Annotated in this window: 12 protein-coding genes and 1 pseudogene; 9 read left to right on the forward strand and 4 right to left on the reverse strand. The window is 65.6% G+C overall.

Annotated features, from left to right (window positions below):
• Positions 1-264: 264 nt before the first annotated feature.
• Entirely contained in the window at positions 265-951 is a 687-nt protein-coding gene (locus tag LE416_RS01330) for a YjjG family noncanonical pyrimidine nucleotidase (RefSeq protein ID WP_225047815.1), read from the forward strand.
• 85 nt (positions 952-1,036) lie between these two features.
• Here LE416_RS01330 and LE416_RS01335 read toward each other — a convergent pair whose 3' ends face one another.
• The 4 genes and pseudogenes from LE416_RS01335 to LE416_RS01345 form a co-directional block, all read right to left on the reverse strand.
• The gene (locus LE416_RS01335; RefSeq protein ID WP_225046698.1) at positions 1,037-1,546 is read right to left on the reverse strand and encodes a biotin--[acetyl-CoA-carboxylase] ligase; all 510 of its coding nucleotides are present in this window, start codon (positions 1,544-1,546) and stop codon (positions 1,037-1,039) included.
• A 17-nt stretch (positions 1,547-1,563) separates the two neighbouring features.
• Positions 1,564-1,785: pseudogene (locus LE416_RS13210) on the reverse strand (hypothetical protein); the annotation flags it as partial.
• A 53-nt stretch (positions 1,786-1,838) separates the two neighbouring features.
• On the reverse strand, positions 1,839-3,245 hold the full coding sequence (pepV, locus tag LE416_RS01340) for a dipeptidase PepV (RefSeq protein WP_225046699.1): 1,407 nt from the start codon (positions 3,243-3,245) through the stop codon (positions 1,839-1,841).
• Positions 3,246-3,316: 71 nt separating this feature from the next.
• Positions 3,317-4,681: a glycerophosphodiester phosphodiesterase gene (locus tag LE416_RS01345; RefSeq protein WP_225046700.1), complete on the reverse strand. Its 1,365-nt coding sequence runs from the start codon at positions 4,679-4,681 to the stop codon at positions 3,317-3,319.
• Between the two features lie 81 nt (positions 4,682-4,762).
• Here LE416_RS01345 and LE416_RS01350 point away from each other — a divergent pair, with 81 nt between their 5' ends.
• The 8 genes from LE416_RS01350 to mutS all read left to right on the forward strand — a co-directional run bounded on the left by LE416_RS01350 (position 4,763) and on the right by mutS (position 13,808).
• Positions 4,763-5,083 (forward strand): hypothetical protein, encoded by a 321-nt coding sequence (locus LE416_RS01350; RefSeq protein WP_225046701.1) that lies wholly within the window; start codon positions 4,763-4,765, stop codon positions 5,081-5,083.
• Positions 5,073-6,140 (forward strand): YibE/F family protein, encoded by a 1,068-nt coding sequence (locus tag LE416_RS01355; protein WP_225046702.1) that lies wholly within the window; start codon positions 5,073-5,075, stop codon positions 6,138-6,140. The genes LE416_RS01350 and LE416_RS01355 overlap by 11 nt, the downstream gene beginning before the upstream one ends.
• On the forward strand, positions 6,137-6,871 hold the full coding sequence (locus tag LE416_RS01360; RefSeq protein WP_225046703.1) for a YibE/F family protein: 735 nt from the start codon (positions 6,137-6,139) through the stop codon (positions 6,869-6,871). Before LE416_RS01355 ends, LE416_RS01360 begins: the two co-directional genes overlap by 4 nt.
• The gene (locus LE416_RS01365; RefSeq protein ID WP_225046704.1) at positions 6,871-7,473 is read left to right on the forward strand and encodes a metallophosphoesterase; all 603 of its coding nucleotides are present in this window, start codon (positions 6,871-6,873) and stop codon (positions 7,471-7,473) included. The genes LE416_RS01360 and LE416_RS01365 overlap by 1 nt, the downstream gene beginning before the upstream one ends.
• 70 nt (positions 7,474-7,543) lie before the next feature.
• Positions 7,544-7,789: a hypothetical protein gene (locus tag LE416_RS01370; RefSeq protein ID WP_225046705.1), complete on the forward strand. Its 246-nt coding sequence runs from the start codon at positions 7,544-7,546 to the stop codon at positions 7,787-7,789.
• Between the two features lie 59 nt (positions 7,790-7,848).
• Positions 7,849-8,199, forward strand: coding sequence for a DUF1827 family protein (locus tag LE416_RS01375; RefSeq protein ID WP_225046706.1), 351 nt, complete (start codon positions 7,849-7,851; stop codon positions 8,197-8,199).
• Positions 8,200-9,045: 846 nt separating this feature from the next.
• The gene (locus LE416_RS01380; RefSeq protein ID WP_225046707.1) at positions 9,046-10,881 is read left to right on the forward strand and encodes an APC family permease; all 1,836 of its coding nucleotides are present in this window, start codon (positions 9,046-9,048) and stop codon (positions 10,879-10,881) included.
• A 239-nt stretch (positions 10,882-11,120) separates the two neighbouring features.
• A complete protein-coding gene (gene mutS / locus LE416_RS01385; RefSeq protein WP_225046708.1) occupies positions 11,121-13,808 on the forward strand; it encodes a DNA mismatch repair protein MutS in 2,688 nt (895 codons plus the stop codon).
• The last annotated feature ends 27 nt before the right edge of the window (positions 13,809-13,835 follow it).

The raw sequence follows: 13,835 nt of genomic DNA on the forward strand, positions 1-13,835 counted from the left end.
TTGGTCGCAAAGTTACCCGTCATTATACCACTCACGGTTACCGGGATGAACCACCGTCTGGCGCGGGCCCGCTCTGGTCCGGGTGGCCTAGGGCGCGGCGCGGCGGCCGGCGGTCGCGACACGGGAGGGGTGGTACGGGCGCGGCGTAAGAATTTGATAAAAATGGTCGGCGGACCGAAGCCGTCGGGGCGGGCGGCCAGGCGGTGGGTGCGCATCCGCGGCGTTTGTGCTACGCTGAGGGGAAACATGTTCATGGAGGCCAGTATGTACCAGACGCTACTATTCGATGTTGATGACACGCTGCTCGACTTCAAGGCCGGCGAGCTCGCCAGCCTGCGCCAGACCTTCGCCGAGTACGGCCTGGCCTACACGCCGGCGATCGAGGCCGACTACCTGCGCCTGAACGCCGGGCTGTGGCGCCAGTACGAGGCGGGGGCGATCCCGCGCGAGCAGATCTTCACCAGCCGCTTCACCCAGCTGTTCGAAAAGTACGGCATCACAATCGACGGCATCGAAGCCGAGCACAAGTACCACGCGCTTTTGGACCAACAGGCGATCCTGCTGCCCGGGGTGGCGGCCGTGTTGGACCGGCTGCAGGGCGCGCGCTGCTACATCGTCTCCAACGGCATCGCGCCGGTGCAGCAGGCGCGCCTCGCCAAGGCCGGCATCCGCGACCGCTTTGACGCGCTGTTCGTCTCCGATGCCATCGGGGCGCCGAAGCCGACCACGCGCTTCTTCGACTTTGTGGCGGCCCACGTGCCGGCCTTCGACCCCGCGACGACCTTAATCATCGGCGATTCCCTGACCTCGGACATCCAGGGCGGGCTCAACGCCCACCTCGACTCGGTGTGGTACAACCCGCACTTCGTTCCCAACCGCACCGCGATTCGCCCGGTCTACACCCTGAACCGCCTGGCCGACCTGCCGACCCTAGTAGCCGCCAAGCGCTGAGGTGTCGACAAAACTGTGCTGCAACGCAGAAACCGTGTCGCCCCGCCATCCGCAATCGGATGGGGGCGGCACGGTTTTGTCGTCTCTAAGGAGTGGCGCGGCGAATCGAGCCGGTGGCCGCGCTGATTCGGCCGGCAGGGGTGTCGAGCAGCAGCGCCCCTGAGTCGGCGAAGCCCGCAACGGTGCCGCGGTGCACCGGCCCGGCGCCGGTCAGCACCACCGGCTCACCGACCCAGGCGGCCAGCTGCCGGTAGGCCGGCATGATGGTCGCGGGCCGGGCCAACAGCGCCGCCAGCTCGCCGAGCAGGGCGGTCGCGAGTGCGGTGCGGCGGTCCGGGGCGCCGCTGGCCTGCAGCCAGCCGATCGGCAGGGCCGTCGCGGCCAGCGGAATGTCCGGGCGCGGCCTGAGGTTGAGCCCGACCCCGAGCACCACGCGCAGCGGGTCCGGCACGGCGATCGCGAGGATGCCGGCCACCTTGCGCTCACCAAGCAGCAGGTCGTTGACCCACTTGATCTGCACGCGCGCCCCGAGCACTGCGGCGACGGCCCGGCAGGCCGCGACGCCCGCGCCGGGGTGATCAGCGCCGGCGGGCACGCCGAATCGGGTGCGAAGGCCAGGCTGAGGTACAGGCCGGCGCCTTGTGGGGAGTCGAAGCGGTGGCCGGCGCGCCCGACGCCGGCCGTCTGCGCGTCGGCGATCAAAGCAAAGGGCAGGGGCCAGTCCGCCAGGTGGCGCTGGGCCGCCAGGTTGGTCGAATCGATCGCGGCCACGGTGTGAACGGTCAGGCCCGGCCAGCCGGCCACGCCGGCCTGAATCTCTTGGGCATCCAGCATGAGCGCTCCTTTCAGCGTCAAAACAGGGACCCGGCGTGCCGGGTCCCTGGCGGTTACTTGACGAGGCGGGAGATCGCGTCGGCGTAAATCGCCACGGCGCGGATGATGTCGGCCACCGGCATGTACTCGTTGGCCTGGTGCATCACGTTCTCCTGGTCGGGCATCTGCGCGCCGAACGCGACGCCGCGGGTGATGATGCGGCCGTACGTGCCGCCGCCGATCACCTGCTCGTGCACCGGCAGGCCGGTGTGGTCGTGGAAGGTGTCAAGCAGCGTCTGCACCAGCGGGTCGGACCCGTCGACGTAGTGCGGGGCCTGGGCGTGGCCGTCGATGGTCACGGCCACGTGGTCCAGCCCAAGCGTGGACTCGATCTGGTCGCGAATGCCTTCCGCGTCGGTGCCTTGCGGGTAGCGGATGTTGACGGCGACGGACTGCTCCGCGTCCTGGCCGAAGGTGAACAGGTCGGGGCTTGCGGTCAGGTCGCCCATCAGCTTGTCGGTGTAGGCGACGCCGAGGTTGTGGCCGCGCGAGTCGTCGTGCATGTGCGTGGCGATGGCGGTCAGGTACTGCTTGCCGGCCGGGTCGAAGTCGTACGGGGCCAAAAGCGTTGCGAGGTAGGTCGCGGCGTTGACGGCGCCGCGCGGCTCCTGGGCGTGGGCGCCCTTGCCGGTAACGGTGATGGTCAGGCCGTTTGCGGTCTTCTCACTGGCCACCTTGACGCCGTTGGCCGGGCCAAACGTGGCCAGCGCGTCGGTCAAGGCCGCCGGCACGGTACCGGTGATGGTGGCCGTCGCGTCTTGCGGCACCATGTTGGTGCGGATGCCGGCGCTAAAGCCGGTCAGCGTCAGCGCGGCCGGGGCCGCGGCCACCGGCTTGAAGGTCACCTTGAAGGTCGCGATACCCTTTTCCCCGTTGATGATCGGGAACTCGGCGTCCGGCGAGAAGCCGAAGTCCGGGGCGGGCTGGGTCTCGAGGTAGCGGTTGATGCCGACCCACTCGGACTCCTCGTCGGTGCCGATGATGAAGTGAATTTTCTTGTTCACCGGCAGCTTGAGGTCGCGGATCAGGCGCAGCGCGTAGTAGACCGCGATGCTTGGGCCCTTGTCGTCTGAGGAACCGCGGGCGAACAGGTTGCCGTCCACGATCACGGGCTCGAACGGGTCGGTGTTCCAACCCGGGCCGGCCGGCACGACGTCCATGTGCCCGAACAGGCCAAAAATCTCGTCGCCGTCGCCGTAAGCGATGCGGCCGGCCACGTTGTCGACGTTCAGGGTGTCAAACCCGTCGCGCGAAGCCAAAGCGAGCATTGCCCGCAGCGCCTTGGCCGGGCCGGGGCCCAGCGGTTCGGCCTTCGTGCCGTGTTCCACGTCGCGCGCGGAGTCAATCTTGAGCAGTGTGGTGAGGTCTTGCAGTAAGTCGTCTCGGTACTTCTCGGCTTCTTTTTGCCAATCGATCGTCATCTAATCCCTGCTTTCTATTAATAGTCCCAGTGTCTCCTCCATTGTACCCGGTATGGGCGTGCGCGACAAACTCATTCGGCGAGCGCGGCCGGGCGCAGCAGGGAAAGCGCCCCGACGTGCCACAGTGGCCGCGGCGCCTCGGGCAGCGCCGCGCGGTTCAGCGGCTGCGGCGCGGTGCCCAGCGGGGCGGCCAACTTGTGGAGGCGCACCCAGCCGGTGGCGTCGGCCCGCGGCGCGCTGTCAACCACGGTGGTCACCCGGCACCAGACTTGGCCGCGGCGCAGCGCCACCGCGCGCACGCGCACGACCGCGCCGGCGACCACGCTGCCGGAACGGCCGCTTGCCACCCGCGCCGCCGGGTGCAGCGCTAGGCGCAGGCCGGCCGGCGCGGGAGTGAGGCGTTGGCCGGTCGGTGCGACGGTCAGGTGCCGCCCCACCAGCGCTTGCGCCCACCCGGCCTGGGGCGCCTTGGTCAGGGCGGCCATCGGCACGAAGCGGTTTTGGCCGATGCGGGCGTACCACCGCCCGCCGGATTCGACCGCGGCCGTGGCGGTGCAGCTGGCGCCCGGCGCCAGGGTCGTGCTCGTCGCCGCCAGCAGGTAGGGGTTCTCGTACACGGGCAGCGGCCGGTCGGTGGTGTTGACCAGACGTGCGCTCAGCGCACGGTGGCTGGCGTCGTGCCGCAGGTCGGCGTAGCGGTGGGCGACGGCGGGGTAGTTGGTGACGACGCCGTCGATGTTGAGGTTGGCCAGCCAGCGCCACTTGGCGGTGGTCTCGGTCATCTCGTCCCAGACGAAGACCTGCTGGTTCATGGCGTGCAGCGACTTGACCATCTCGGGGGTGACGAGGTCGACGGACACGTCGATGCCGGTCGCGTACTTGAAGACGGCGAAGGTGATGCGGTGCAGCGAGCCGACAATTAGGAGCCGCGGCACCCGCGGCAGCACCTTTTGCAGCCGCTTGAGGCTGGGCTTAGAAAAGGAGTGAAACATCACCCGGTCGGTCATGTGGTGGCGGGCAAGCGCCGCGGCAATCTTCTGCTCGAGGTGGGGGTGCGGCACGCCTTTTTCGATTTTGGTCTCGATCAGCAGGCGGCCGGCGCGGTGCTGGTAATGGCTTAAGACTTCGTCAAGGCTGTGAACGGGCTCGCCATTTTTGGTATGATAGGCGTGAAGCGTGGCAAACGGCGTGGTCGCAATCGCAAGCGGCGCGCCGGTCATGCGCTGGATTGTGGCGTCGTGCTGGACCACCAGCACCCCGTCTTCACTTTCCTGCACGTCCAGCTCGACCAAGTCGGCGCCGGCCGCAAAGGCGGCGTCGTCGGCCTCAAGCGTCTCCTCGGGGGCCGCGCTCGGGTCGCCGCGGTGGCCGACCACGGTGAAGCCGGTGCAGCCCAGATAGATTCCAATCAGTAAGTACAAGATCGCGTTTCGCATGCGGCAACTCCTTTGCGTGGTGCTTCGACCATACCACAAAAAGCGGGCGGGCCCCAAATGCGCAGCGCCAGCGGAGGCAACATGGCAGACAATCAGAAATTCGAAACGTTCGATCTCATTCAGGAGATCACGCTCAACGACGGCAGCAAGTACGCCGAGCTGGGCAACATCATGATGAACGGGCGCGCCGAGCGCGCGGCCCTGAACGGCCTGATTCAGCAGGTGCGCATCCTGCAGCTGAACATTCCGCACTCCACGGCCGTGCGCACCTACGAGCAGTACGTCAACACGCACTACCAGTTCCCGCCGGTCGACGTCAAGACCTGGGACGTGTGGGCCAAGCCCGAGGGGCCAATCTTGGCCGCCTACAACCAGATCATGAAGGAGAACCATGTGGCGTAAGTGGCGCTGGCTGCTGCCGGTGGTCGCCTTTCTCGCCTTCTTCGGTGGCGCCCGGCTGGATGCTAGGCTGTACCGCCAGCCGATCGCCCAGGTCACGGCGGTCACGGCGACCAAACCCAAGGCGCAGACCGACAACCTGGGCAACCGCGACCACCTGACCACCCAGCGCGTGGCCGCGCGGCTGTTGAACACGGCGCACCGCGGTCGGCGGCTCACCTTCACCAACGTGTACTCGTACTCGGGCGCGATGGACAGTCGGCTGGTGGTCGGCAGCCAGTGCTTCGTCTCGACCACGGCCGGCGGCGGCTACCAGCTGCAAAACCGCAAGCGCGACGGCATCGTGCTGGCGCTGCTCGGCTTCGCCCTGACGCTTTTGGTGCTGGTGATGCGCCGGCGGTTCGTCATGTCCGCGCTGAGCATTCTGGCCAACATCGCGCTCTTGGCGCTGGCGCTTCACGTGGAGCTGTCCAGCCGCGACGTCAGCGCCTGGTGGCTGTTTGCGGGCCTGGCGGTGCTGTTCACCGCCGTCACCACGGTGTTTGTGGTCGGCTTCAACCGCCAGGCCGCGGTGGCCGGCGTCACGACCATCGGCGCCACGGCGGCCGGCGTGGGCCTGGGCTACCTGATTTTCACCCTCACCGGCTACCGGAACCTGCACCTGGAAAGCGTGAAGTACGTCACCCAGGCGCCGCAGCTGCTGTTTTACGTCCAGATCATCATCGGCTCGCTCGGTGCGGTGTTCGACGAGTGCACCGACATTACGGCGGCGGTGTCCGAGCTTGAGGCCGGCGGCGCCGCGCGGTTTCGCGCCGGGATGGCGATCGGCCGCAACATCATGGGGCCGCTGATCGCCGTCCTGTTCATGATCTTCATCGCCGACACCTTCACGGAAAGCGTGCTGTGGCTGCGCAACGGTAACGCAATCAGCCAGACGGTGATCTGGGTGATGGGGCTGGGCTTCGCGCAGGCCCTGGTGTCGGCGTTTGGCATCGTGCTGGCGGTGCCGTTGACCTCGGGGCTGGCCGCCTGGGCCGCCCCCAAGGAGGTGGGCGCATGAGCACGATTCCCGCGCTGATGCTGGCGCTGTTGGTGCTGTTGACCCTGGTCGGCGGCCGGGCCGGGCTGAGCAACTTTTTGGCGCTGCTGATCAACATGCTGGTGATGATTGCGGCCGCCGTGCTGATGGCCGGCGGCTTCAACCCAATCGGTGTCGCCGTGGTCGCGGGGCTTGCGGTGCTGTCCGCGGTGATTTTCCTGTCCACGCGCGATGCGGCCGTCGCCGGCACGGCGTTCGTCTCCTCGCTTCTGGTGATGGCACTGGTGCTCGGGGTGGTGGTCGTCTCGGTCACGCTGAGTCACACCGCCGGGTTCGGGCCCGAGGACGCCGAGGAGCTCGAGGGCTTCTCGCTGTACGTCGGCGTCAGCTTCCAAAACATCCTGATTGCCACCGGGCTGCTGAGCACGCTGGGCGCGATCGCCGAGGCGGCCGTCGCCGTGGCGGCGGGGATGCAGGAGCTTGGGCCCAAGGTGACGCGGCAGGCGCGCACCCGGATGGCGGGCGCCATCATCGGCACCGGGCTGAACACGCTGTTTTTCGGCTTCTTCGGCGGCTTTGCCGGGCTGTTCGTCTGGTTCGCCCAGCTGAAGTACCCGCTGTGGCAGGTGCTGAACAACCAGATTTTTGCCGGCGAGCTGATTCAGGTGCTATTTGCGGTGATCGCCGTCACGCTGACGGTGCCGATTACCATGTGGGTCACGCTGACCCGCGCGAAGGGAGGACACAACTGATGGACTTTTTCATTGCGGACACGCACTTCGACCACGCCGACCTGCTGGGCAACAACGACTTCGCGCCGCGGCCCTTCGAAAGCGTCACGGCGATGAATTCGGCGATGCTGACCGCCTGGGCCGACCGCGTCGACGATAACGACGTGGTGTACCACCTCGGCGACATCGCGATGAACCCGGAGCACGTGCCGACCAACGCGCGCGTGCTCGCGCTTTTGCAGGACCTGCCGGGGCGCATCGTGTTCATCAAGGGCAACCACGACTACCAGGCGCTGTTCAAGTACCTGGCGGCCCACGACCCGGGCTGGCACAACCAGGCGAAGTTCAGCTTCCACGCCGTCGGCACCATCATCAAGGACGACCACACCCAGTTCATCCTGACCCATTACCCGCTGATGCTGGGCATCGCCAAGCAGACGCTGAACCTCCACGGCCACATCCACCACAGCATGGTGCCGGTGGCGACCAACCTCAACGTCGGCGTCGACGCCCCGGAGCGGGCACTGCTCGAGACGCCGCTTCCCTGGGGCAGCCCGCTGGCCGCCGCTGAGATTCACGCGCTGGCGGCGGCGAAAAAAATCTGGTTAGATAAAAGAAATTAGACATTTCACATTGATTTTTAATCACCTACTCGATAGAATGTCATTAAGACAAATTTGTGGAGGTGGTTAGGTGGATACGCGGGAAATGACCCAACTGCAAGGCGTCCGCCGCGCGGTGCTGGCCGCAAGCAGCGGGGAGCAGGCGGCGCAGGTCAACGCGCTGTTGACGCTGGTGTTTCGCAAAATCGAGGCGGGGGACTTCACGCCCGCATACTACGAGTACAGCTTCTGGCCGCAGCTTGCGCCCAAGCTTTTGCCCGCGCGCCAGGCGGCGATTGCGGCGCAGTTCACCGCGCTGCTTCAGGGGGAGAAGTGAACCGGCAGTTTTCTGGGACCGATCGAACGTGGTAAAATATCACCAAAGGAGTGATGTCCATGAAATTGATCGAAAACCCGATCCGGCTCAACGCCAGCCTGCACAAGATGCTGCCGTACACGATGCGTTACCTGTACGGCAAGATTACCGTCAAGGCCTTTCGCCTGTACACGCTGGGCGCCGTCCACGTGTACTTCATCGAGGGCTTCGGTAAGAATGACGTCGTGATGACCCACGACACGCGCACCATCAAGCAAGACGAGATCGATTTTGTCGTCGCGAAGCTGTTTCCGAACGTCGCTCCCGCGGAGTTGACCCTCAACCACGCGGCTAAAAACCAGATTGAATCCGACCTTCACCGCAAGATCCGCGTCAAGGACCTTGTGATCATCGAGCACGCGGTTGCATGACCGCGCCCGAGCGACGACCAGCCGAAAGGCGGTCGCTTTTTTTGTTTTCAGGGCGGAGCAAGGCGAACTTAGCCGGTCGGCTAGCGTAAGCCCGGCGCTTGGGCCGCACTTTGGCCCGAGTGACGGGCTTAGCTAGACGAACTGGCGTTGCCTTGCGCAGCCCGACGATGCCCAGGGCGGGGGACCGCGCACTTAGCGGTCCGGCGTAGGCTTGGACTCCAGCGCGAAGGGACCACGGCTTCCGGCTCCGGGCCGAGGCGGCGGAACGCGTGGGGCTCCCGCAAGCCCAAAGCCCGGTCTTGCGACCCGCCCTTGCACTAAGCCGGCACAAATCACCGGCTAAGTGCAATGTCACGCTGGCTCGCCTCGGCCCTCCGCCTCCAGCCGTGGTCCCTTCGCGTCTCCGCCCCACACCGTGGCGGGACGGACACTGGGGTCGCAACAGTCGAGGCAACGTGGCAGCTGGCTGTGCGGTCTGCCGCCTTGACCAGCATCATGCGAAGCAAGGGTGAGTGTGCGCGGCGGCTTAGCTAGGATTCCCGATTGGCCAATCATGGCCGCGACTGCGCGTGCGCGGGGTGGGAATCTGATTATCAAACCAGCAATGTGAATTCCTGACCGCCAGCCCTGACTTTTCGAGCAATGTTGATTGTTCGTGTTACCCGGTCCGTCGGCCACCACGGCGGCGTTCGACGCGGGCCCAAGTCAGGTTTACCGGAGAAAGGCGGCGATTGACCCGGTCGCGCTTTACGGAATGTTAAACTTTTGATAGTATTGCGGTGAATTGCGCGTTAAACTTACTGAGTTTGCTTTGGCGAACCGATCAATCTTGAATGGAGCATTCGAATGAATCATATCAAGCGCCTTTTGGTGGGGAAGCCTTTGAAGTCTTCTGAGGAAGGCGGACAAAAGCTAGGAAAATTCAAAGCCTTGGCCATGCTGTCAAGCGACGCGCTGTCCAGTGTCGCGTACGGGACCGAACAGATCGTCCTGGTCCTGACCACGCTGTCTGCGGCGGCCATCTGGTACTCGCTGCCGATTGCGGCGTTCGTCCTCGTCCTGCTGCTGTCCTTGACCCTGTCGTACCGGCAGATCATCCACGCCTACCCGAGCGGCGGCGGCGCCTACCTGGTCGCCTCCGAGAACCTGGGTCAAAACGCGGGGCTTGCGGCCGGCGGCAGCCTGCTGATTGACTACATGCTGACCGTGGCCGTGTCGACCTCGGCCGGGGCCGAGGCGATCACCTCGGCGATCCCCGCGCTATATGGGCACCAGGTCGCGATCGCCTTGGTCATCATCATCGTGCTGACGGCGATGAACCTGCGCGGGCTGAGCGAGTCCGCGAACTTCCTGATGATTCCCGTGTACCTATTCGTCGTGGCCATCACGGCGATGATCGTCTGGGGGCTGTACCAGATTGCCACCGGGGCGATTCCTTACAAGGCCACCGCGGTGGTCGGTGGGGTCGTGCCGGGCATCTCCGCCGCACTGATCTTCCGCGCCTTTTCCAGCGGGTCCAGCTCGCTGACCGGGGTCGAGGCGATCAGTAACGCGGTGCCGTTCTTCAAGAAGCCGCGCGAGCACAACGCGGCCAGCACGCTGGCCATCATGGCCACCATCCTGGGCTTCTTCTTTGCCGGCATCACCTTCCTGAACTACTGGTACGGCATCGTGCCGGAGGCCAAGGTGACCGTGCTGTCCCAGGTCGCCAAGGCGACGTTCGGCGGCACCGGCTTCATGTACTACGTGATCCAGTTATCGACCGCCCTGATCCTCGCGGTCGCCGCCAACACCGGCTTCTCCGCGTTTCCGGTCCTGGCCTACAACATGGCCAAGGACAAGTACATGCCGCACATGTACATGGACCGCGGCGACCGGCTGGGCTACTCCAACGGGATTTTGACCCTGGCCATCGGCTCGGGGCTGCTCATCACGCTGTTCCAGGGTTCCACGGAGCGCCTGATTCCGCTGTACGCGGTCGGCGTGTTCATTCCGTTCACGCTGTCGCAGACCGGGATGATCCGCCACTGGTGGCAGCGCCACACGACGGAAAAAGGCTGGCTGGGCAAGAGCATTGCCAACTTCTCCGGTGCTTTGATCTCCTTTGCCATCCTGGTGATCCTGTTCGTCTACCGGCTGCCGGACATCTGGCCGTTTTTCATCATCATGCCGGCTTTGGTCTTCGTCTTCTGGAAGATTCACGGCCACTACCAGGAGGTCGCCGCACAGCTGCGACTGCCGCAGGACATTGAGCTGCACGACTACGCCGGCTCCACGGTGATCGTGCTGGTCGGCAACGTGACGCGGGTGACCCGTGGGGCGCTGAACTACGCGCAGACCATCGGCGATTACGTCATCGCGATGCACGTGTCGATGGACGAGAACCCGAACAAGGAGCAAGAGACGCAGGCGGAGTTCAAGCAGGACTTCCCAGACGTGCGCTTCGTCGACGTCCACTCCTCGTACCGCTCGGTCGAGGCGCCGACCATCCGCTTCGTGGACATCGTGGCGCGCAACGCCGCCAAGCGCAACTTCACGACGACGGTGCTGATTCCGCAGTTCATCCCAAAGAAGCCGTGGCAAAACATTCTGCACAACCAGACGACCCTGCGCCTGCGCGCCGCGTTCGCCAGCCGCGAGAATGTCATCATCGCCACCTACAGCTACCACCTGAAGCGCTAGTGCCACCCCATTAGACATCACAGCGCTGGGCCCCGCCCAGTGCCCAAGCCGGCCGCCACGTGTCTCCCGAACCCGGGAAGCGCGTGGCGGCCGGCTTGCGCGCGTGGGTGTCAGCGGAGGGCCCGCGATTGCCGCGTCAGGTGGCGATTGCGCCCGGGTTGCTGCGGTGTCCGCAACGGGGTCCCTCGGGCGGCCAATTAATGTTAGAATTGTCCTAGCACAAGAATAGGAGCATTACCATGCCGCAAAAAACGCAAGACACGCCCATGATGCAGCAGTACCAGGCGATCAAGGACCAGTACCCGGACGCCTTTTTGTTCTACCGCATCGGGGACTTTTACGAACTCTTCTACGACGACGCGATTCGCGGGTCGCAGCTTCTGGAGCTGACGCTGACGGCGCGCAACAAGTCGGCGACCGACCCGATTCCGATGTGCGGCGTGCCGCACCACGCGGCGCAAAGCTACGTCGACATCCTCGTCGACCAGGGGTTCAAGGTCGCCATCTGCGAGCAGATGGAGGACCCGAAAAAGGCCGTGGGCATGGTCAAGCGCGAGGTGATCCAGCTGGTCACCCCGGGCACGAAGATGGACATCAAACCGGGCGAGGCCAAGGCCAACAACTACCTGGCGGCCGTCGTCCCGGACGCCGGGCGCTACGGGCTGGCCTACGCGGACCTTTCGACCGGCGAGCTCAAGGTGACGACGCTGACCAACCGCTTCACGCTTCAAAATGAGCTGGGCGCGCTGAACACCCGCGAGGTGGTCGTGCCGCCGACTTTGGGCGAGGGCGACACCAAGATGCTCGGCGCCGGGCGGCTTTTGAGCCAGGCCGAGCCCAAGGTCCTGGCCGAGGCCAGCTACGTCAGCCAGGACCTCGACGACGCCCTGCAGGTCCAGGTCGTCGCGATGCTGATGAACTACCTGCTGACGACGCAAAAGCGCAGCCTGGACCACATTCAAAAGGCGGTGGCCTACCAGCCGTCCGCGTTTCTCGAGATGGACCAGGACGCCCGCGCCAACCTCGACATCCTCAAAAACAGTCGCACCGGGCGCAAGGGCGACACGCTTTTGGCGGTGCTCGATCGCACCAAGACGGCGATGGGCGGGCGCAAGCTCAAGCAGTGGCTGGACCGGCCGCTTCTGGACCTCGAGGCGATCACGGCGCGCCAGAATCAGGTTCAAAACCTGCTGGACCACTACTTCGAGCGCACCGAGCTGCAGGAGCGCCTGACCAAGGTGTACGACCTCGAGCGCCTGGCCGGGCGCGTCGCTTACGGCACGGTCAACGGCCGCGACCTGATTCAGCTACAGACGTCTTTGGACCAGATGCCGGCGCTTGAGTCAATCCTCCAGAAGGTCGACGACGGCAGCTTCACCAAGCTTTTGGCCGCGCTCGACCCGGTGTCAGACGTCGCCAACCTGATTCGGCGCGCGATCGAGCCGGAGCCGCCGATCTCCGTCACGGAGGGCGGCATCATCCTGCGCGGCTACAGCGAAAAGCTCGACGGCTACCGCGATGCGATGGCCAACGCCAAGCAGTGGCTGGCCGACCTCGAGGCCCAGGAGCGCGAGGCGACAGGGATTCACAACCTGCGCATCCGCTTCAACAACGTTTTTGGCTACTACATCGAGGTCACCAAGGCCAACCTGAGCAAGGTGCCAGAGGGGCGCTACGAGCGCACGCAGACGCTGACCAACGCCGAGCGCTTCTCGACGCCGGAGCTCAAGGCCAAGGAGACCCTGATCCTCGAGGCCAAGGCCCACGCCACCGACCTCGAGTACGACCTGTTCCAGGAGATCCGCGAGCAGGTCAAGGCCCAGATCGGCCGGCTGCAGGCGCTGGCGGCCCAGGTCGCCGCGCTCGACGTGCTGCAAAGCTTCGCCGTCGCGGCGGAAAACGACCATTACGTGCGCCCGGCCATGCACGCCGGTCGGCACGACCTCGCGATTCACGGCGGGCGTCACCCGGTGGTCGAGCAGGTGCTGGGCGAGGCCCAGTACATCCCCAACGACGTGGTGATGCAGGACGGCACCGACATCCTCTTGATCACCGGCCCGAACATGTCGGGGAAAAGCACGTACATGCGCCAGCTGGCGCTGACCGTGATCATGGCGCAGGCCGGCTCGTTCGTGCCGGCCGACTCGGCGAGCCTGCCGGTGTTCGACCAGATCTTCACCCGCATCGGCGCGGCCGACGACCTCGCCAACGGCCAGAGCACGTTCATGGTCGAGATGATGGAGGCCAACGCGGCGCTGAGCCACGCGACCGCAAGCTCCTTGATCCTGTTCGACGAGATCGGCCGCGGCACCGCGACCTACGACGGCATGGCGCTGGCGCAGGCCATCATCGAGCACCTGCACGACCACGTGCACGCCAAGACGCTGTTTTCCACCCACTACCACGAGCTGACCGCGCTGGGCGACCACCTGCCGCGGCTGGTCAACGTGCACGTCGGCGCGGTGGAGGAGAACGGCACGCTGGTCTTCCTGCACAAAATGCTGCCGGGCCCGGCGGACAAGTCCTACGGGATCCACGTGGCCAAGCTGGCCGGGCTGCCGGCGGACCTGCTGAGCCGCGCCGACCACATCCTCGGCCAGCTGGAGGCGCAGGGCGCCAACGCCCCGGCGGCGCTAGCACCGGACGGGGCCGCGACCACACCGGTCGCAGCGCCAGCCCCAGTCACGGCCGCGCCGGCCGACTCAGCCGCGCCAGTCGCTGATTCGACCGCGACCGCCGCAGCCGCCCCATCCGAGGACGCCGAGCCGGTCGACACCCAGCTGTCGCTGTTTGCGCCCGAGCCCGCGGCGCCCAAGGCCGACCCGATTCTGAAGAAGCTCGGAAAGTTCGACCTGATGGCGGCGACGCCGATGGACGCGATGAACCTGTTGTACGAGCTGCAAAAGCAGCTGAAAAAAAGGCGCTGATCCCAGGCGCCGGTGGTTGAAAGGAGA

Source organism: Lacticaseibacillus kribbianus, assembly GCF_020180945.1.
Taxonomy (GTDB): domain Bacteria; phylum Bacillota; class Bacilli; order Lactobacillales; family Lactobacillaceae; genus Lacticaseibacillus; species Lacticaseibacillus kribbianus.

Coding starts and splice junctions, on each gene's coding strand:
- LE416_RS01330 (WP_225047815.1), top strand. CDS start 265: ATGTACCAGACGCTACTATTCGATGTTGATGACACGCTGCTCGACTTC.
- pepV (WP_225046699.1), bottom strand. CDS start 3,245: ATGACGATCGATTGGCAAAAAGAAGCCGAGAAGTACCGAGACGACTTA.
- LE416_RS01345 (WP_225046700.1), bottom strand. CDS start 4,681: ATGCGAAACGCGATCTTGTACTTACTGATTGGAATCTATCTGGGCTGC.
- LE416_RS01350 (WP_225046701.1), top strand. CDS start 4,763: ATGGCAGACAATCAGAAATTCGAAACGTTCGATCTCATTCAGGAGATC.
- LE416_RS01355 (WP_225046702.1), top strand. CDS start 5,073: ATGTGGCGTAAGTGGCGCTGGCTGCTGCCGGTGGTCGCCTTTCTCGCC.
- LE416_RS01360 (WP_225046703.1), top strand. CDS start 6,137: ATGAGCACGATTCCCGCGCTGATGCTGGCGCTGTTGGTGCTGTTGACC.
- LE416_RS01365 (WP_225046704.1), top strand. CDS start 6,871: ATGGACTTTTTCATTGCGGACACGCACTTCGACCACGCCGACCTGCTG.
- LE416_RS01375 (WP_225046706.1), top strand. CDS start 7,849: ATGAAATTGATCGAAAACCCGATCCGGCTCAACGCCAGCCTGCACAAG.
- LE416_RS01380 (WP_225046707.1), top strand. CDS start 9,046: ATGAATCATATCAAGCGCCTTTTGGTGGGGAAGCCTTTGAAGTCTTCT.
- mutS (WP_225046708.1), top strand. CDS start 11,121: ATGCCGCAAAAAACGCAAGACACGCCCATGATGCAGCAGTACCAGGCG.